Origin of the sequence: Campylobacter concisus (genome assembly GCF_003048875.2) — a bacterium.
GTDB classification, from domain to species: Bacteria; Campylobacterota; Campylobacteria; order Campylobacterales; family Campylobacteraceae; genus Campylobacter_A; species Campylobacter_A concisus_AU.
On the sequence record NZ_CP049264.1, the window covers coordinates 1018923 to 1035592 of the forward strand.

General features: G+C 38.6%; 25 protein-coding genes. 15 read left to right on the plus strand and 10 right to left on the minus strand.

Translation table 11 applies throughout. The features are described 5' to 3' along the window. The first annotated feature begins 32 nt into the window (after positions 1-32). The 4 genes from CVT07_RS05090 to radA are packed head-to-tail and all read left to right on the plus strand — an operon-like array spanning position 33 to position 3204. Positions 33-668, plus strand: coding sequence for a TlpA family protein disulfide reductase (locus CVT07_RS05090; protein WP_107937740.1), 636 nt, complete (start codon positions 33-35; stop codon positions 666-668). Then, the gene (gene ftsY / locus CVT07_RS05095) at positions 668-1534 is read left to right on the plus strand and encodes a signal recognition particle-docking protein FtsY (protein ID WP_021085234.1); all 867 of its coding nucleotides are present in this window, start codon (positions 668-670) and stop codon (positions 1532-1534) included. The genes CVT07_RS05090 and ftsY overlap by 1 nt, the downstream gene beginning before the upstream one ends. Next, positions 1527-1889: a VanZ family protein gene (locus tag CVT07_RS05100; RefSeq protein ID WP_103611438.1), complete on the plus strand. Its 363-nt coding sequence runs from the start codon at positions 1527-1529 to the stop codon at positions 1887-1889. Before ftsY ends, CVT07_RS05100 begins: the two co-directional genes overlap by 8 nt. Next, positions 1864-3204 carry a DNA repair protein RadA gene (gene radA, locus CVT07_RS05105; protein WP_087582194.1) on the plus strand — a complete coding sequence of 447 codons (1341 nt, stop codon included), beginning with the start codon at positions 1864-1866 and terminating at the stop codon, positions 3202-3204. Before CVT07_RS05100 ends, radA begins: the two co-directional genes overlap by 26 nt. 221 nt (positions 3205-3425) lie before the next feature. Here the strand turns inward: radA and CVT07_RS05110 are convergent, their stop codons facing one another. From CVT07_RS05110 to fliL, 7 genes are all read right to left on the minus strand, one after another. Continuing rightward, positions 3426-3683 (minus strand): colicin immunity domain-containing protein, encoded by a 258-nt coding sequence (locus tag CVT07_RS05110; protein ID WP_159071318.1) that lies wholly within the window; start codon positions 3681-3683, stop codon positions 3426-3428. Positions 3684-4148: 465 nt separating this feature from the next. Then, entirely contained in the window at positions 4149-4532 is a 384-nt protein-coding gene (locus CVT07_RS05115; RefSeq protein ID WP_159071316.1) for a hypothetical protein, read from the minus strand. A 1-nt stretch (position 4533) separates the two neighbouring features. Next, a complete protein-coding gene (locus tag CVT07_RS05120) occupies positions 4534-4707 on the minus strand; it encodes a polymorphic toxin type 30 domain-containing protein (RefSeq protein WP_159071315.1) in 174 nt (57 codons plus the stop codon). A 310-nt stretch (positions 4708-5017) separates the two neighbouring features. Further along, the gene (locus CVT07_RS05125) at positions 5018-5413 is read right to left on the minus strand and encodes a DUF6984 family protein (RefSeq protein ID WP_107937732.1); all 396 of its coding nucleotides are present in this window, start codon (positions 5411-5413) and stop codon (positions 5018-5020) included. 123 nt (positions 5414-5536) lie between these two features. Further along, positions 5537-5938: a hypothetical protein gene (locus CVT07_RS05130; RefSeq protein ID WP_107937730.1), complete on the minus strand. Its 402-nt coding sequence runs from the start codon at positions 5936-5938 to the stop codon at positions 5537-5539. A 176-nt stretch (positions 5939-6114) separates the two neighbouring features. Next, the gene (gene acpS, locus CVT07_RS05135; RefSeq protein ID WP_002942265.1) at positions 6115-6459 is read right to left on the minus strand and encodes a holo-ACP synthase; all 345 of its coding nucleotides are present in this window, start codon (positions 6457-6459) and stop codon (positions 6115-6117) included. Continuing rightward, the gene (fliL, locus tag CVT07_RS05140; RefSeq protein ID WP_002942267.1) at positions 6456-6992 is read right to left on the minus strand and encodes a flagellar basal body-associated protein FliL; all 537 of its coding nucleotides are present in this window, start codon (positions 6990-6992) and stop codon (positions 6456-6458) included. The genes acpS and fliL overlap by 4 nt, the downstream gene beginning before the upstream one ends. Before the next feature lie 58 nt (positions 6993-7050). Here fliL and ybaK point away from each other — a divergent pair, with 58 nt between their 5' ends. After that, positions 7051-7533, plus strand: a complete 483-nt coding sequence (gene ybaK, locus CVT07_RS05145; RefSeq protein ID WP_107937728.1) for a Cys-tRNA(Pro) deacylase — start codon at positions 7051-7053, stop codon at positions 7531-7533. Here ybaK and CVT07_RS05150 read toward each other — a convergent pair. Further along, positions 7522-8508, minus strand: coding sequence for an SAM-dependent methyltransferase (locus tag CVT07_RS05150; RefSeq protein WP_107937726.1), 987 nt, complete (start codon positions 8506-8508; stop codon positions 7522-7524). The two genes, ybaK and CVT07_RS05150, sit on opposite strands and share 12 nt — an antisense overlap. Then, complete coding sequence (locus tag CVT07_RS05155; RefSeq protein ID WP_087582202.1) at positions 8505-9113, minus strand: trimeric intracellular cation channel family protein; 609 nt, start codon at positions 9111-9113, stop codon at positions 8505-8507. Before CVT07_RS05155 ends, CVT07_RS05150 begins: the two co-directional genes overlap by 4 nt. Positions 9114-9230: 117 nt before the next feature. Here CVT07_RS05155 and CVT07_RS05160 point away from each other — a divergent pair, with 117 nt between their 5' ends. Beyond that, positions 9231-9896, plus strand: coding sequence for a lipid-binding SYLF domain-containing protein (locus tag CVT07_RS05160; protein ID WP_087582203.1), 666 nt, complete (start codon positions 9231-9233; stop codon positions 9894-9896). Between the two features lie 106 nt (positions 9897-10002). Here CVT07_RS05160 and CVT07_RS05165 read toward each other — a convergent pair whose 3' ends face one another. Beyond that, positions 10003-10212 (minus strand): hypothetical protein, encoded by a 210-nt coding sequence (locus CVT07_RS05165; RefSeq protein WP_002942234.1) that lies wholly within the window; start codon positions 10210-10212, stop codon positions 10003-10005. 150 nt (positions 10213-10362) lie between these two features. On the opposite strand from CVT07_RS05165, the gene CVT07_RS05170 reads away from it, so the two are divergent. The 9 genes from CVT07_RS05170 (at position 10363) to CVT07_RS05210 (ending at position 16670) form a co-directional block, all read left to right on the plus strand. Next, positions 10363-10809 carry a Fur family transcriptional regulator gene (locus tag CVT07_RS05170; protein ID WP_087582204.1) on the plus strand — a complete coding sequence of 149 codons (447 nt, stop codon included), beginning with the start codon at positions 10363-10365 and terminating at the stop codon, positions 10807-10809. Positions 10810-10911: 102 nt separating this feature from the next. Further along, positions 10912-11235, plus strand: a complete 324-nt coding sequence (locus CVT07_RS05175; protein WP_002942231.1) for an HMA2 domain-containing protein — start codon at positions 10912-10914, stop codon at positions 11233-11235. After that, positions 11228-11878: an aminotransferase gene (locus CVT07_RS05180; protein ID WP_107937724.1), complete on the plus strand. Its 651-nt coding sequence runs from the start codon at positions 11228-11230 to the stop codon at positions 11876-11878. Before CVT07_RS05175 ends, CVT07_RS05180 begins: the two co-directional genes overlap by 8 nt. Before the next feature lie 31 nt (positions 11879-11909). Beyond that, positions 11910-12221, plus strand: coding sequence for a hypothetical protein (locus CVT07_RS05185; protein WP_035142523.1), 312 nt, complete (start codon positions 11910-11912; stop codon positions 12219-12221). Positions 12222-12230: 9 nt separating this feature from the next. Beyond that, positions 12231-12545, plus strand: coding sequence for a hypothetical protein (locus CVT07_RS05190; protein WP_009293949.1), 315 nt, complete (start codon positions 12231-12233; stop codon positions 12543-12545). Next, on the plus strand, positions 12545-12865 hold the full coding sequence (locus CVT07_RS05195) for a hypothetical protein (RefSeq protein WP_012001864.1): 321 nt from the start codon (positions 12545-12547) through the stop codon (positions 12863-12865). Before CVT07_RS05190 ends, CVT07_RS05195 begins: the two co-directional genes overlap by 1 nt. Next, on the plus strand, positions 12834-14924 hold the full coding sequence (locus CVT07_RS05200) for a heavy metal translocating P-type ATPase (RefSeq protein WP_430748105.1): 2091 nt from the start codon (positions 12834-12836) through the stop codon (positions 14922-14924). The genes CVT07_RS05195 and CVT07_RS05200 overlap by 32 nt, the downstream gene beginning before the upstream one ends. A 14-nt stretch (positions 14925-14938) precedes the next feature. Then, complete coding sequence (locus tag CVT07_RS05205; protein ID WP_107937720.1) at positions 14939-16402, plus strand: alanine/glycine:cation symporter family protein; 1464 nt, start codon at positions 14939-14941, stop codon at positions 16400-16402. Between the two features lie 10 nt (positions 16403-16412). Next, positions 16413-16670: a hypothetical protein gene (locus tag CVT07_RS05210; protein ID WP_009293953.1), complete on the plus strand. Its 258-nt coding sequence runs from the start codon at positions 16413-16415 to the stop codon at positions 16668-16670.

Below are 16670 nucleotides of genomic sequence, written 5' to 3' on the forward strand. Positions count from 1 at the left end.
ATAATCCTGAAACATTTTTCAAAAGGAAATTTATGACACTAAAACACGCAATTATAACATCACTTTGTCTTTTTGCATTTTTCGGATGCGGTGACGACTCTAACAAAAAGAGCGAGCAAAACACTAGCGAGCCAGCTGTGCAAAGTAAAAATTTAGAAGAAAATGCCAGCAAAGATGAAAATTTAAGCAAAGATACGCTCACACCAAAGATAAGTGAGAGCACACAAAGTGACGAAGTAAAAGATATAAGCCTAAAACTGCTTAACGGCACAACTATGCAGATCACAAAAAGAAGCAACGGCTTTGACGTAAAAGATGGCAAAAAAGCGACACTTTATGTATTTTTCGCCACTTGGTGCCCACCTTGCAAGGCTGAGATCCCATCTTTAAACAACCTAAGTGAGAAATTTAAAAACGAGCTAAACATCGTTGCTGTCTTGCTTGAAGACAAGAGCGAGGACGAGGTTAAAGAATTTGCTCAAAAGTATAAGATCAAATACGAAATCGCAGTTGGCGAGGGAAATTTCTTATTTGAAAAGGCGATGGGCGGCATCAAAGGACTCCCTGCATCTGCGCTCTTTAAAGCAAATGGCGACTATGCTCAAGGCTACATCGGTCTTGTGCCTGAAGAGATGCTTGAAACTGACATAAATAGGGCCATAAAATAATGCTTGAGTTTTTAAAAAGAGGCTTTGAAAAGACCTTTGGAGCGATAAGCTCGGCTAAAAAGTCAAAAAAGATCGACAAAGAGAGCTTGGAGGAAATTTTACTAGAGGCTGACGTGGCTTATGAGATCGTGGAGGAGATTTTATACTACTTGCCGCCACAAGATGAAGTGAGCAGAGCTGATCTTAGGCGAGTTATGAGTAGCTATTTTATCTACGAAAAAGAGCGTGTGATCGAGCCTGATAAGCCATTTGTCGATCTCATCCTTGGCGTAAATGGCGCTGGCAAGACAACAACCATCGCAAAGCTAGCAAATTTATATAAAAATAATGGCAAAAGCGTCATTTTGGGCGCTTGTGATACATTTAGAGCTGGGGCGATCGAGCAGCTACGCCAATGGTCAATCAGACTAAACGTGCCAATAGTCGCCACCCAGCAAGGGCATGATCCTTCAGCTGTTGCCTACGACACGATCAGCTCGGCCCTTGCAAAAGGCATCGACCGCGTCATCCTAGACACGGCAGGCAGGCTTCAAAACCAGACAAATTTAGCAAACGAGCTTGATAAGATCGTTCGTATCAGCAAAAAAGCCTACGAAAAGGCGCCTCACCGCAAGATCCTCATCCTTGATGGCACGCAGGGCAACGCTGGCGTCGCACAGGCAAAGGCATTTAACGAGATCGTCTCGCTTGATGGCGTCATCATCACAAAGCTTGATGGCACTGCAAAGGGCGGAGCGCTATTTGGCGTGGCAAGAGAGCTTGAGCTACCTATATTTTATATAGGCGTTGGCGAAAGCATGGACGATATCATCAAATTTAACCCAGACGAGTTTTTAGACGAGCTGATGGACGCCATTTTTGAGTAGGGTAAAATTTCTTAGTAAAATTTGCTTTTTCGCTGCTCTTTTGGCGATTGATTTTCTTGCATTTACTCCAAAAAGTCCTGCGATCATCGAAAATTCGTGGGACAAAGCAAATCACTTCTTAGCTTTTTTCGTCCTTTATATACTGCTCTACCTTGGCTATGAGTTTGTAATTTTAAAAAATTTAGCCCTACTTTTAGCCTTTGGAGTGCAAATAGAGCTCGTTCAGGCATTTTTACCAAACAGGAGCTTTAGCCTGCTTGACATCGTAGCAGACATGATAGGAGCGGCCTTTGGAGTGATAGTAGTTGAAATTTTAAAAAGGATATATTATGGCAAAAGCAAAGCCAGTTTTTGAATGTCAAGCCTGCGGTAATCAACAGGCAAAGTGGCTGGGTAAATGCCCACAATGTGGGGCTTGGGATAGCTTTGTCGAGCTTAGCCAGCAAGAGATAAAGATAAGCAAGGAGATAGCAAAAAGCGCTAGCACACCCAGCAAAGCCATAAGCATAGACGAAGTTGAAATTCAAAATTTTACTAGATTTAGTACCAAAGATAGCGAGCTAGACCTTGTTCTTGGTGGCGGCGTAGTCGAGGGCTCGCTTGTGCTTATAGGAGGTAGCCCGGGAATTGGCAAATCAACCTTGCTTCTAAAAATCGGCTCAAATTTGGCAAAAGACGGCAAAAAAACGCTCTATGTAAGCGGCGAAGAGAGCCAAAGCCAGATAAAAATGAGAGCTGATAGGCTAAATGCGGTGGATAAAAATTTATATCTGCTAACTGAAATTTGCCTAGAAGATATCATGCTAGAGGTGCAAAAGAGCGACTACAAGGTGTTAGTCATTGACTCCATTCAAACGCTTTATAGCCAAAATATAACCTCCGCGCCAGGCTCGATCACGCAGGTTCGTGAGATCACATTTGAGCTGATGAGGCTTGCAAAGAGCCAAAATATCTGCGTTTTTATCATCGGTCACATAACCAAAGAGGGTTCGATCGCGGGACCTAGAGTGCTTGAACACATGGTCGATGTGGTGCTTTATTTCGAGGGCGACGCGAGTAGAGAGCTGAGAATTTTGCGTGGATTTAAAAACCGCTTTGGCTCGACGAGCGAGGTTGGCATATTTGAGATGAGCCAGCACGGACTGGTGAGCGCGAATGAGGTATCGAGTAAATTTTTCACGCGTGGCGGGGCGATGAGTGGGAGCGCGATCACCATCATAATGGAAGGCTCAAGGGCGCTTAGCATCGAAATTCAGGCGCTTGTTTGTGAAAGCGCCTATCCAAAACGAAGCTCTACTGGCTTTGAGAGAAACCGCCTAGATATGCTGCTAGCCCTACTTGAGCGAAAGCTTGAAATTCCGCTTGGGCACTACGACGTCTTCATAAACGTTTCAGGTGGCGTTAAGATAAGCGAGACTGCGGCCGATCTAGCCGTCATCGCAGCGATAATCAGCAGCTTCAAAAACCGCCCTATCAGCAAGGATAGCGTCTTCATCGGCGAGCTAAGCCTAAACGGCGAGATAAGAGAAATTTTCAATCTCGACCAGCGACTAAAAGAGGCAAAAACGCAGAAATTTAAAAACGCCATCATCCCAAACAAACCGCTTGACACGCAAGGTCTAAAGTGCTTTTACGCCAAAGATATCACGCAAGTGCTTGAGTGGATGTAGGGATAGTTTCGGTATGCTTTTTGCGCAAAATGACAGTGATCTACAAAGCCATAAAGAGATAATTTATGCTTTTGTTTCAAAAGATAAAAGATTTTTTAGCGAATATCAAAAAGAGCTCACACGAAATTTACCACTTTATCCTAGCTTAGAACTATTGCTTATCGATTTTGCAGTCACTTAGAATAAAACTATTGTCAGCTCAAAAAGATGTTTTTTTGAGCTTATAGTATTATTTGATCTAGTGCATTTATTGTGCTATTTTTTAATGCAGTCTCATCAATTTCACCAGTATTTCTTAGTTCTTTAATTGGGCAATATTCTTCCACATCATAAAATAAACTTTGCATAACGTCATAATAATTATTAAAAAAACCGTCGTCTTTATGCAATAACTTAAAGAATTGAGTTTGATAAGTGCTCGCATCTATTTTATCATTGGCAAAATCTTTCATTAAAGTCAAAAAATTATTATAAATCACAAAACTACTCCTATTTATTGTATTTAATAATATCATCATGCTGACCAATAAAAATCATTTTAATACCCTAAAATAAAACCAAACCATATAATGTGGCTACTTGATATATGATGAAATTTATATTTACTCATCAAGCATCGATATCCCACTTGGACAAATTTTAGCAAGTGGGTTGTTATACTCTTGGTGGCATTTTTCGCACTTTATGACGCCTAGTTCTGCACTTACCTGCTCTGCATTATAGCAATGCGGACAAATGACGTAGCCATCTGCTTGCGTATCTACTCCGGTAGCTTTGATACTTGGATCTTGATAGTCGTTAAAGATTTTTCTAAATTCGCTTTTATAAATTTTAAAATCAATAAAACCAGCAAACTCGACTACATAATTTCTGAACGCAAAACAATATCTCTTCTCTTTCTCTCTAAAATTTAGATCATCTTTAAAAATTTCTTGTAAAAGTGGTTAAAAGTTTTCATAATTAAAATTTTCTATACTAAAACCAAATCTTTTTATGATTGCACCGGCAAATTCTCTTGTTTTTATCCAAGTTTTGTTTGAATAAACCAAGGTTTTATTATCTATTTTTTCTATTTCATTCCAAAAATCTATTCCAAAATTCTTATCCATAAATGATTTGAAGTGACTTATGATTTCTAGCTCTCGCTTTGAAAAATATATTTTATTTCTAGGATATAACGCATATTCGCAAGCGTTATATACATCTTGCACCAGGTCCTCTACTGTTTCATATTTATCCGTAGATGGATTAACCAAATACTTATCTTGATGCCATAAAGAAGCCATTCTGCATAAATTTAATAAAAAATATCCCTTTTCTACTAGCATTTTATTTCTCCAAAATAGGATTTCCATAAATTGTCATGTGCGTTTCATTAGCCTTATAGCCACCAATATTTCCAAAATTATCTAAGTAATTTTTATTTTTATCTTGTATTCTTAATATCCAACCAGAATTTGAATTTGTTCCAATTGGGGCTTTTGGATCTTCTAATTCTTTCAATACCAGCCTCATCAATAAATCTTATACCATTTCCATTTTTTGCACCAACATTTTCCAATCTTTTAGAACTCTTGAAATAATTTCATCTACTGTTGCTCCATCTAGCTTTGTAAAATCTCCAACCAAATTTAAAAATTTATTGTTTTGTCAGAGTATATATAGAGACGGTTTATTTGTTTTTCATCTTTTATAATATTGTCTAGCTCATATCATTTTCAAATTTATACATGCTGATAAATATTTTTTAACACCACATACCATATTCTTGGATTTACACCTTCTTTTATATAATATTAAATATCTATATTTTTTACTTGGTAGTTATTTTTGATTTTTCATTTGGTATAAAAAAATCATTCTCATCTGTTGGTATCTTTATAAGTGGCGAAAAATCAACTTTCCAAATGTCTACACTATCAACAAAATTATTATCGTACGCAAACATAGTAGCCACACAAAGTAATCCATCAATATCATAAAACTCTACGTCCGAAATATGCTTACCGCCGCCAATATACTCATTGCTTTCATAAACAAAGCCAAAGCTTCCCATTTTACCATCATCAAAATAAAAAATTTCATCTGAAAATTTATAATCTTTATTCTCACTCTGTGAATTTTTAATTAAAATTTCTACCATTTGCCTAATTTGCATAGTTATATGTCTAACTCGTAATTTTTTATTATATACACAAATCTCTTTCATTATTCAGCCCTTATTTAACAATAATGGTACCAATATTATATGTGTCATCTTCTTCTCTAGCATCTAAGAGTTTCACACTCCAAGTATTTCCAATTTTATCATTTCCTAAAAATATTAAAGATTTTATTGCAAATTTTGGTTATTTTTAGACACTTGCTTATATTTATTCCAAGCAACTATGACATTTTGTGCTTTTTTAACGACGATCTGCCAATTTGGGTCTTTAATAATCGCTTCATCATCATTATCATTTTCTGCAATATAATTTCTTAGTTCATCTCTAAAATCATGCAATGAATTTATAAGTTCATCTGAAAAACCTAAAGTGGATACCGTATTTTCCACAAAGTCATCAAAATTTAAATCATCAAAAAGCGAGCACATCAATTCAACATAAGACGATACTCCACCATCAATATTGTCCTCATTTAGCCAATGCATTTTTTGTTGTTTTATATCAGAAGCTTCTTTTATCCAATAATAAATCCATGGTAAAAAATTTTTCTCGATTTTTAAATCTGTCATATTTATTGTTCCATAATTTTATTAAGTATATTCAAGTCAAAATTTTCCAATTCTATATGACTTTCAAAAGATACCGACGGTTTGTCGCTTTTTATTATATTGCCATTTTTATCATAAAACCTAGTATTTAGCGGTTCAAGCATATAAAATTAGATTATTCTTAAAAAAGATAAATTTCACACTATCATCACTGCAGCTACGGCAAATCCGCCGTCGTGAGTTATACTAAGGCTTGCTTCTTTGATATTAAAATTTGTATAAATTCTTGGGCTAAATTTTATCTTTGGTGCGTTTTTTGCGTCTTTACTGAGCACAATGTCTAAAAAGCCACACTCTTTGCTGATGCCCACACCAAGGGCTTTGCTAGCTGCTTCTTTGGCCGCCCAAAATCCAGCCAAAGTCGCATCATTTTTTGCTAGCGCGATCTCGCTATCACTTAAAAATCTCTTTAAAAAAAGCTCGCCGTGACGAGCCTTAAGTCTTGAAATTCTATCTATCTTAACGATATCGATGCCTATCATTGCACCACAAAATCAGTAAAAAATATATTTTTGATGTAGCCATCATTTAGCACTTCATTTAGCTTGCCGACGATCTCGTCTTTTAGCCTATCCTTGCCCTTTGCAGTGCTTACTTCTTCGTAAGTTTTAGAAGAGAGCGTTCTTATGATGATATCTCTTAAAAGTGCCTTTTTCTTATCAAGCTCGGCAGTTAGTAGCTCGTCGCTTTGCTCTAGATCGATCTTAGTTTTAAGAAATCTCGAGCCATTTTCACTAAGTAAATTTACGACAAACTGATCGAGCGGATATATCGGTCCCATGTTCGAATAGTCGTTGCCACCGCGTTTTGCTTTGTTTTGAGCGGGTGCTGGTTGAGTTTGAGTCTGAGCTGGTGTTTGCGCCATATTTGCCTCTTTTGGCTCGTCAGAACTAAGCATCAAAAACGCCACTAGCCCTCCGATAACTAGCAATAAAACAAATATCGCGATGATGATTATCATCAAAGCGCCATTGCCACCTTTTTTTGCTTTTTTCTCTTCAACTTCTTCAGCCATCTTTCCTCCTTTAAGTTTTGGCTATAATTATACAAAAAATTCACAAAAATGAGAAAAGATGATACATAAAACCAACGCCGCTAGGCTTTTAGACAAGCTAAAATTAGAGTATGAGATACTTGAGTACGAAGTCGATCTAAACGACCTTTCAGCCGTTCACGTAGCAGCTAGCACTAAGCAAGATATAAAGCAAATTTATAAGACGATCGTCTGTCAGTGCGAGCCTAAAAATTTTGTCGTTGCTTGCTTGCAAGGCGATCTGGAGCTTGATCTAAAAGCACTTGCTCATGCATGCGGAGCTAAGCGCTGCGAGCTTATAAATTTAAAAGACCTAGAAAAGATCACCGGCTACATCAGAGGCGGCTGCTCGCCACTTGCTATGAAAAAGCACTTTGCGACCTTCATCGATGAGCGAGCAAAAGAGCAAGAGTACGTGCTAGTAAGCGCTGGAGTAAGAGGCAAGCAGATAAAGATAGCTCCAAATGACCTTTTGAAAGCTTGCGAAGCGGATTACGCTGATATCGCCAGGCTAGCTCTTTAAAAACTCTATAAATTTAAACTTCTCGCCTAAAAACTCAGGCGAGAGTAGAAATTTTGCCTGTTTTGCGGCATTTTCATAGGCTTGCTTGCTGCCTTTTTCAAGCACCAAAGATAAAATTTCATCCACGCCAAAGTCGCAAACTAAGGCATCATTTTGTTTTTTAAATTTAAGCATCAAAAAGCCAGCCTCGAAAAAAGCGGCCTTGACCTGCTTAAAGCAAAGGCTATAAGTTAGATCAGAGCTTTTAAAATATGGCGCAAGGTTTGAAATTTCAAACAAAGAAAAAACTTGATGATCCTTAAAAACTCTTAGGCTAAATTCATTTTTTGGTTCAAACTCGCCGTAGTCAAAGCTTAAAAATCTCACCTTTTTTGCCGAATTTGCAAGCTGGAGTGCAAATTTGGCGTAGCTAGTTGATATCTCGCCCTTTTTTATGCCAAATTTCTTTGCAAGGGCTAGTAAATTTTGATCCGCCTTTTGCCAGTGAAATTTTAGATCACTATCCACAAAAAGCATATTCTCCCCGTCTATTACCTCGCAGCTAAACGCGTCAAGCAGCTCATTTGAGATGACAAAAATTTCATCAAACGAGCACTCGTCTAAATTTTCATAGTGCCCTACTCTAGCCTCGTCACCAAAGCGATTTTTAAAGGTTTCAATCTGTTTTTTGCGTAAAATTTCATGAGGTTCGATGATGATAAACTCTAAATTTGACAAAATTTCTGGCTCAAGCGTAAAGATGCCCTGCGCAAAATCAGCCAGCATATCGCCTGAGTTTGCGCCGATCTCCACGACCTTGCAAGAGCTAGAAATTTTGCCATTTTTAAGTAGCTTTAAAAAGTAGTTTGCAAGGCAAGCGCCAAAGAGATATCCAACGCTTACATTTGTATAAAAATCACCCTTTTTGCCGATATCCACGCCAAATTTATAGTAGTTTTCATTGACCCAGATATCAAAAAACTCGCTAAATTTCATAGATCAGGTAGCTTCCAGCCTCTATAAAATGCAAACATCCTGACCGTTATGCCAGCAGCTAGCAACAGCATGGTAAAAAATATGTTGGTAAGGCCTAGATGATAGAGGATAAAGTAAGCAAGCCCCACGCCAAGGCTTATCGTGCCGTAAAGTCCTGTGCGCAAAAACCATGGAACTTCATTTAGCAAGATATCTCTTAAGATACCGCCGCCAACGCCGTTAAAAAAGGCGATCATCATGACGCCAAAGATGTTGTAGCTATACTCGATGGCAACCATCGCTCCAACGATAGAAAAGCAGATAACATCGATCGCATCGGCAAAGATAAAGACAAATTTCTTCTCTAAACCATCTCTTTTTATATGCAAATTTGTGATCCTAGATACGACAAGCATAAAGATGACGACGCTTACTGGCATGTAGTGAGTGAATGAATAAACTGCCCTGCCAACGAGCATATCACGCACGATGCCGCCTCCAAGTGCTGTCAAAAATGCAGACAAAAAGACGCCCAGCCAGTCACACTCTCTTTTTACTGCAAATAAAAAGCCACTAAGCGCAGCTGATGCGATACCGACGTATTCGACAAAAAGTATTAAGCTCATATTTTTTCCTTAAAAATGGGCATTTTATAATGAAATCTCATAAAATTTCATTAATAAATTTTTAAATAATAGTTTATTTTAGGCTATAATAACAAAAATTTTAAATAAGGAAATTTGATGAAAAAAATTCTAACTTTGCTCTTTTTGATCGGCTCATTTTTTGCGTTAAATTTAAACGCTGACGTGATCCAAAATCAAAAATTAAAAAACGCGATAAACATTTTAAACGCTTTTGGCACTAGAAATTTAAAACCAAATACAAAATTTACAGGCATCAAAGCCATCGCTATCATCCCAGACGTGACAAAAGCAGGTGCGATCATCACTGGCTCAAAAGGCAAAGGCGTATTTATCGCTAAAAACGACGATGGCGAGTGGTCAAGCCCATTTTTTGTAAATTACACATCTGGCAGCATCGGACTTCAGCTAGGATATAGCTCGGCCGATATGATCATCTTGTTTAAAAACTCAGAAGCCTACGCAAGCTTATTTAACGCAAAAGATACGATCAGTCTAAAAGCAGAAGCAACTGGTGGCGTTGGCAACGAAGTGGCGATAGCTAGCGATTTGCCTGAAATTTCAGCATTTGTCGAGGAGCGTGGCAAGACTAGTGGAGCTTTTGTTGGCGTCAGCTTAGACGTGGCAAGACTTAAGATAAACGCACAAGATACAAACGACTACTACGATAGAATGTATGAATTTGAAGATATCTACAACAACAGCCCAAAAGCTAGCAAATATACAATCAAATTTAAAGAGATAATCTCAAAATATTTCTTATAAAAACCTCACTTCTTGGCTCTTTTAAAAGAGTCAAGCTCTTTTTTAGCATTTTAAAGATTTTTGAAATTTAGTTTATAAATTAGCAAGATTATGGCTTAGCCTTTTGCTAAACCATAAATAGTGATACAAAGCGTTTTTTAGGGATCGGAGAAAATTGAGTCATATATTCAAACGCCTCTTCGTAGTCGCCGTCAGTGTATTGCGCGACTTGCTCGATAAGCTCGTAAAGCTCTTCGTCGTCCATCGAGTCAAAGCTGCCTCTATTTTCCAAAACCTCTAACAAAACGGCGTCTAATTCTAGCTCGTCGTAAGTCATTTCGTTCCTTAATTCTGATTTAAAAAATGCGAAACTATACCAAAAGAAGCTTATAAAATACTTTACTTTAAATTCGTAAGAAATTTTATGCATTTTTTAGTAGCAAAGTTGTAAAATTTCTACTTTCATTATCAATTTGATAGGGATTTTGTGGAAGACTTTGAACTATTTTACAAGCATTTTAACGAGTTTTTAAAAGCTTTTGGTCAAAAAGGCTCTGAGATAAAAGAGCAAATTTTGCGTGTGCTTTTTGCCAGCAAGTCGCATCTAAATGCTCAAGAAATTTGCCAAAAAATTTATGAAACTTACAAAAATGAAATTTCAATGACTTCGATATATACTTTTTTAAATTTTCTTGAAGAGCACCATCTGGCAAATAGTTTTGAGCAAAATGGTGTTAAAAATTACGAGCTAAATTTAAAATCCTCTCACGATCACTTGATATGTGAAATTTGTGGCAAAGTGGTTGATTTTGAAGATGAGATGATAGAGCAAAGACAAGATCAAATTTGCAGCCAAAGGTCATTTAGTGCAGAGTCTCACAAGATGATACTTTATGGAATTTGCAGTGATTGCCAAGCAAAAAATGGGATTTAAATTTATCATTTCATTTTACTTTTTGATAATGAAAGACAAAAAAATTTCAGATTTGTTTAAGTTGCAGATTAGATAATACGCAGACAAAATAAAAGGATGAAAATGGATATAAAAACACAAACTTTAGCACAAGTTGCAAGCTATTTTTCGATGATAGCTCACACAAATGGCAGACTAAGAGTAAGAGTTAGCCCAAAGATCAAAGAGCTAAGCAGCAGCGTAAATTTGGCCAGTTTAGATGACATGATAGCTCAGATAAATGGCATAAAAAATGTTAAATTTAACAAGATAATCGGCTCTGTAACGATCGAATACGATCATGAAATTTTCCCTAAAAATCTCTGGGAGGATCTCTTAAAAGGGCAAAATTTAGAAGAAATTTCAGCTAAAGTAAATGAAGTAGCAAGAGAAGTAAAATATGCTTAATGAGCTTTTAAACGCCTCTTATACGAGCGAAAAAAACGCACTTAGGTTATATGAAAGCCTAGCTTCGTTTGGCGAAGTATTTGATCAAATCGCAAGTGTGAGAAAAAATGCGATCATCTTGATAGAGAAATTTGCAAGTGCGCACGAGTATGAGCTTGTTTGCGAAAATGAAGCTATCTTTTTGCCAGCAAAAAATAAAGAAGATGCGCTGATAGAGGCACTAAACTATGAAAATGAGCTAAACAAAATGTATGAAAAATTTTGTGAAAGCTTAGATGATGAAGAGCTAAAAGATCTATTTTTTAGACTTTGGGCTACTTCAAATAATGAATATATCGCCTCTTTAAAGCACTGCTTAAAAGAAATTTATAGCGGAGCTAAGGCAAAAAATGAGCTAAATTTAAATGAAATTTCGCAAAATTTTGAGCAAAATGGCATAACAAACATTTTAGAAAGCTATCAAAATGACTTTAATGAGATAACTAAAAGCTTGCAAAATATCGCAAGTGGCAAGGCTGATAAAAGCGAGTTGGCAAAGATCACAAACAACCCAAATTTCTCGTTTTTTAGCGGGCTTGCGCTTGGGGCATTAGGCATTTCAGTAGTTAGCAAAAATTTTAATAAGGATGAAGAAGATGAATAATTTACAAAATCAAACAAAGAAAGGATTTAAAATGGCATTACCATTTTTAGCAGGTTTAGCAGTAGGCGGTTTAGCAGTAGTTGCTTGGAGTAAAAGAGATAAGATCAAAGAGTGTGCCAAAGATGGCCTAGATAAAGGCAAAGAGGCTGCAAAAGATCTTTATAAAAAAGGCAAAAACGTCGCAAAAGATGCAAAAGACTTCATGGTCAAAGAAGAGAAAAAAGCAAAACGTGGCGTTAAAAAAGTAGAAAAAGAGGCTGAAAAAGTGGTTAAAAAAACAAGAAAACCACGTGCTAAAAAGCCAGCAGCTCCAAAAGCTATCACACCAAACGATATAGCTTAAGGATAGAGAATGCAAGAAAATAGTCTTTTTACACTTTCAAACACAAGACTTCCATTTGATCACTTCATCAGTGGAGCCTTGATCGCTGGCATGGGCGCGGCTGCGCTTGGCTTTAGCGACTATCTAAACAACAGAGCAACTAAAAAAGATGTCGCTAAAAAGATAGCAAAATACGCCGTAACTGGTGGTTTTGTAGGTGCTGTTGGCATTCATGCTTCAAATTTGATAGCACAAAAAAAATATCTAAACGCAGCAGCTTTTACTGCAGCTGGCATCGGCGGTCTTTTGATAGCTGAAGAACTAATAAAATTGGAGAGTAAATAATGAATAACCCTTATATCAATGAAGAAAACGCAAACGAAGTAGCAGCAAATGACGCAGCAGCAACTCAGCCAAGTGCAGTTGATAATGCGATAAACAATGCAGCTCAAAATTTACCATTTGTACCTGAAAATTTTAACGCAGCTGGCTTTGTTAAAGGCCTACTTTTAGGCGGCATAGCAGCTTATGTGCTAACTAATCCAAAAGCACAAGAGTGCGTATTTAAAGCGATCATCAAAGGTGGCGAGCTAATAAACGCTGGCATAGAAGAACTAAAAGAGCGTTTTGAAGATGTCAAAGCTGAACTTGACTCACAAAAATAAGGTCACTCTAGCTCATAAGAGCAAAAATAGAGCGAGGTTTATTTGCGAGAGCCTAAACGCTAGAAGCGATGTCAGCGCTATCGAGGCTGCGATCTCAGAGCGAACCGATGCAAGAAGCGTGCGTGTAAATAAATACGCAAAAAGCATCGTCGTCGAGTTTGATAAGAGCTATGAGAAAATTTTAGATTTTATAAAAAGCTATGATTTTCCAACCAAGCCAAAAGATGAGAGCCTGCCTAGCAAAGCAAATATCTACAAAGCTGCTGCTGCACTTGGTGTAACGCCGTTTATGAGTAACAAAACTCTAAAATCAGCCGTAACTCTTTACGCAACAGCTCCAAATTTAATAGAAGGCGCAAAAGAGCTAAGGCATGAGGGCATCACCTCAAAAGTGCTCGAGGCAACTGCTATTGGCACAAGCCTTGCAATGGGTGATCATTTGGCTGCAAATAGCACAAATTTGATGATAAATATCGGCGAATACATGGAGGAGAGTGCTAGCCACAGAAGCGATGATCTCATCAAAGAGCTAGCCAAACCAAACATCGAAGAGGTCTGGGTTGAGCGAAATTTAAACGGTGAAAAGACGCTTGAAAAGGTAAAAACCGAAAATTTAAAAAAAGGCGACATCGTAGTAGTCGGAGCTGGCGAGACGATAGGCGTTGATGGCTACATCGTCGAGGGCAATGCTGACGTCAATCAAGTCTCAATGACTGGAGAGGCCGAGCCTGTAGCAAAAGCTAGAGGCGACCGTGTCATAAGTGGCACTGTTGTCGATGAGGGCAGGATCAAAATTTGGGCTGAAAACGTAGGTAGCGACACCGCAACCGCAAGGATCAAAGAGTACATCCAAACTTCACTTAATGAAAAATCAGCCATCGGCATAAAAGCTCTAAAACTAGCTGACAAACTAGTGCCAGTCACACTCTCTCTTGCTGGGCTTTCGTATGTTATAAATAAAAATATGAACAGCGTTGCAAGCGTGCTTCAAGCTGACTACTCTTGCGCGCTTAAGCTTGCTACGCCAGTTGCGTTTAAGTCAAGCATCTCAAAAGCTGGCAGAAACGGCATCCTCATAAAAGGCGCAAAGGCGATCGAGGCTCTAAGTTCGGTTGATACATTTGTCTTTGACAAAACCGGCACTCTAACTCATGGACGCCTAAGCGTGGTTGAAATTTACTCTTTTAAAGATGGATTTTCAGAGGCTGATATCTTAAATTTAACCGCAAGTGCTGAGGAGCACTACTTCCACCCTGTGGCTGAAGCGATAGTTGAGGCTGCAAACAAGCGTGGATTTAGCCATATCCACCACGACGAGGTTGAATTTATCGTAGCTCACGGCGTAAAAACTGCGATGCATGGCAAAGAGGTCGTTATCGGCAGTAGGCACTTCTTAGAAGATGATGAGATGATAAGCTTTAAAGCTCACGAAACGCTTATAAATAAGGCTTTACAAAGCGGTCTAACCCTGCTTTATGTAGGATACGACAAAGAGCTTGTTGGCGTCATAGCAATGAAAGATGATATGAGAGCAAACGCTAAAGATATGGTGGCAAAACTACGAAATCTTGGCGTAAAAGAGATAGTTATGCTAAGTGGCGACATAAAGAGCAAGGCTGAAGAGGTAGCGCGCGAGCTGGGACTTGATAGGGTCTATGCTGAGTGCTTGCCAACAGACAAAGCAGCGATCATCGAAGAGCTAAAGAGTGAAGGCAAAAAGGTCGCTTTTGTCGGAGATGGTATAAATGACGCACCAAGCTTAACAAAAGCAAATGTTGGCATAAGCATGCACAAAGGTGCTGATATCGCTAAAGCAACGGCTGATATAAGCCTTTTAAAAGATGACATCATGAGCGTAGCGCTTGCAAAAGAGCTTGCTAATAAAACTATGAAGTTAATTAGCTCAAATTTCCGCTCAACCGTTGGCGTAAATACAGCCATACTAAGTGCCGCAACGCTTGGCATGCTAAATCCAATAGCAACTGCTATGCTTCACAATGGCACGACGATCTGGCTTCTGCTCAACTCAATGAAGGGCGTGAAGATCAAGTCAAAATAAATTTGAAAGGATAGATGGTGTTTGAGAATTTCTTAAACTTTTTAAACGGCAAAATGGATGTAGCCAACGACTTTTTGTATGGATATTTTTTGGTTATCATCCTTGTAGCTTCAGGAATTTACTTTAGCTACCTTACCCGTTTTGTGCAGTTTAGGATGTTCTTTGAAGCTTGCAGAGTTCTGGTAGAGAAAAAGGATAAGTATAACAAGCACCATCTAACGCCGTTTCAAGCGCTGATGATCTCGACTGCTTCGCGCGTTGGCATCGGCAACATCGCTGGAATTTCAGCTGCCATCGTCGCAGGTGGCCCTGGAGCGCTTTTTTGGATGTGTTTGATGGCGTTTTTAGGCTCAGCTTCAGCCTTTATCGAGAGCACTTTGGCTCAAATTTATAAGACCAAAGATGTCTTTGGCTTTAAAGGCGGGCCGGCTTATTACATCAAAAACGGGCTTGGCATAAAGTGGCTTGGCTCTTTGTTTGCCATCATCCTCATCATCACCTATGCTTATGGCTTTAATGGACTTCAAAGCTACACCATGACCTCTGCTTTTGAAATTTACTACGACAAAGCAGGCAGCAACATCACCTTTGCGCAAAGCGGCTTGCCTATTGGCATCGGACTTATCCTTACAGCATTTACGGCTGTGATGTTTTTTAGCAAGAGCCACATCATCGGCAAAGTTAGCTCATATATCGTGCCTTTCATGGCGCTTACTTACATCTTGCTAGCTATCATCGCGATCGTTTTAAATTTCAAAGAAATTCCAGCCGTCATCAAGATGATCATAGAAAGCGCCTTTGATTTTAAAGCGATCTTTGGCGGATTTGCTGGAAGTGTGATCGTAATAGGCATAAAAAGAGGACTTTTCTCAAACGAGGCCGGCATGGGCTCAGCGCCAAATGCAGCGGCTGCGGCGCACACAAGTCACCCAGTCAAACAAGGGCTAGTGCAAGCAATGGCAGTCTTTATCGATATGACGATATGCATCGCCTCTGGTATGATCGTGCTTTTTTCTCAGGCATATCTTACAAAACAAACTGGCGCAAACGGCGAAGTGCTAACCGCCCTACCCCTTGTTCAAGCAGCGATGAAAGAGTATTTTGGTGACTTTGGACTACACTTTACGACCCTTGCAGTAGTGCTATTTGCCATCACATCGCTCATCGGCAACTACTACTACGCCCAGGCAAATATGAAATTTCTAACAAAAAGCAAAAATTTAACTCTAGCATTTAAGATCACAGCAGTGATTATGATATTTATAGGCGCTCAGATGAACTTAAAACTCGCTTGGAATATCGCTGATATCACGATGGCAGCTATGGCTACGATAAATATTATCGCCATTTTCTTGCTATCAAAAGTGGTGATAATAGCGATAAGAGACTACGAAGCTCAAAGAAAAGCTGGTAAAAATCCAGAATTTGACCCAGAGAGTCTAGGCATCAAAAATACAAGCTGCTGGGGCAAAAACTAAAGGAGAAAATTTGGGAAAAGATATAAAGATAAGCGGCAAACTACTAGACCTAAACACCCATAGACAAGTAGCAAAGGTCGGCATGAGCGTCACTTTGGCATCTGTTTGCCTAAGCGCACTTTTTATGAAAAATAGATCTGTTAAAAAATTCCACGTAGCTTCTGGCATCGCATTTACATGCTTTGCGCTTTACCACGCTGGACTTTACGACAACGGCATCTTTAAAAAGATGATCGTAAAAGCAAAAACTGCTTCAAAAAAGGCATAA

Bases quoted from the DNA above. Each gene is read 5' to 3' on its own strand.
- CVT07_RS05090 (WP_107937740.1), top strand. From the start codon at position 33: ATGACACTAAAACACGCAATTATAACATCACTTTGTCTTTTTGCATTT.
- ftsY (WP_021085234.1), top strand. From the start codon at position 668: ATGCTTGAGTTTTTAAAAAGAGGCTTTGAAAAGACCTTTGGAGCGATA.
- radA (WP_087582194.1), top strand. From the start codon at position 1,864: ATGGCAAAAGCAAAGCCAGTTTTTGAATGTCAAGCCTGCGGTAATCAA.
- CVT07_RS05115 (WP_159071316.1), bottom strand. From the start codon at position 4,532: ATGCTAGTAGAAAAGGGATATTTTTTATTAAATTTATGCAGAATGGCT.
- CVT07_RS05125 (WP_107937732.1), bottom strand. From the start codon at position 5,413: ATGAAAGAGATTTGTGTATATAATAAAAAATTACGAGTTAGACATATA.
- CVT07_RS05130 (WP_107937730.1), bottom strand. From the start codon at position 5,938: ATGACAGATTTAAAAATCGAGAAAAATTTTTTACCATGGATTTATTAT.
- acpS (WP_002942265.1), bottom strand. From the start codon at position 6,459: ATGATAGGCATCGATATCGTTAAGATAGATAGAATTTCAAGACTTAAG.
- fliL (WP_002942267.1), bottom strand. From the start codon at position 6,992: ATGGCTGAAGAAGTTGAAGAGAAAAAAGCAAAAAAAGGTGGCAATGGC.
- ybaK (WP_107937728.1), top strand. From the start codon at position 7,051: ATGATACATAAAACCAACGCCGCTAGGCTTTTAGACAAGCTAAAATTA.
- CVT07_RS05150 (WP_107937726.1), bottom strand. From the start codon at position 8,508: ATGAAATTTAGCGAGTTTTTTGATATCTGGGTCAATGAAAACTACTAT.
- CVT07_RS05155 (WP_087582202.1), bottom strand. From the start codon at position 9,113: ATGAGCTTAATACTTTTTGTCGAATACGTCGGTATCGCATCAGCTGCG.
- CVT07_RS05160 (WP_087582203.1), top strand. From the start codon at position 9,231: ATGAAAAAAATTCTAACTTTGCTCTTTTTGATCGGCTCATTTTTTGCG.
- CVT07_RS05165 (WP_002942234.1), bottom strand. From the start codon at position 10,212: ATGACTTACGACGAGCTAGAATTAGACGCCGTTTTGTTAGAGGTTTTG.
- CVT07_RS05175 (WP_002942231.1), top strand. From the start codon at position 10,912: ATGGATATAAAAACACAAACTTTAGCACAAGTTGCAAGCTATTTTTCG.
- CVT07_RS05180 (WP_107937724.1), top strand. From the start codon at position 11,228: ATGCTTAATGAGCTTTTAAACGCCTCTTATACGAGCGAAAAAAACGCA.
- CVT07_RS05185 (WP_035142523.1), top strand. From the start codon at position 11,910: ATGGCATTACCATTTTTAGCAGGTTTAGCAGTAGGCGGTTTAGCAGTA.
- CVT07_RS05190 (WP_009293949.1), top strand. From the start codon at position 12,231: ATGCAAGAAAATAGTCTTTTTACACTTTCAAACACAAGACTTCCATTT.
- CVT07_RS05195 (WP_012001864.1), top strand. From the start codon at position 12,545: ATGAATAACCCTTATATCAATGAAGAAAACGCAAACGAAGTAGCAGCA.
- CVT07_RS05200 (WP_430748105.1), top strand. From the start codon at position 12,834: ATGTCAAAGCTGAACTTGACTCACAAAAATAAGGTCACTCTAGCTCAT.
- CVT07_RS05205 (WP_107937720.1), top strand. From the start codon at position 14,939: ATGGTGTTTGAGAATTTCTTAAACTTTTTAAACGGCAAAATGGATGTA.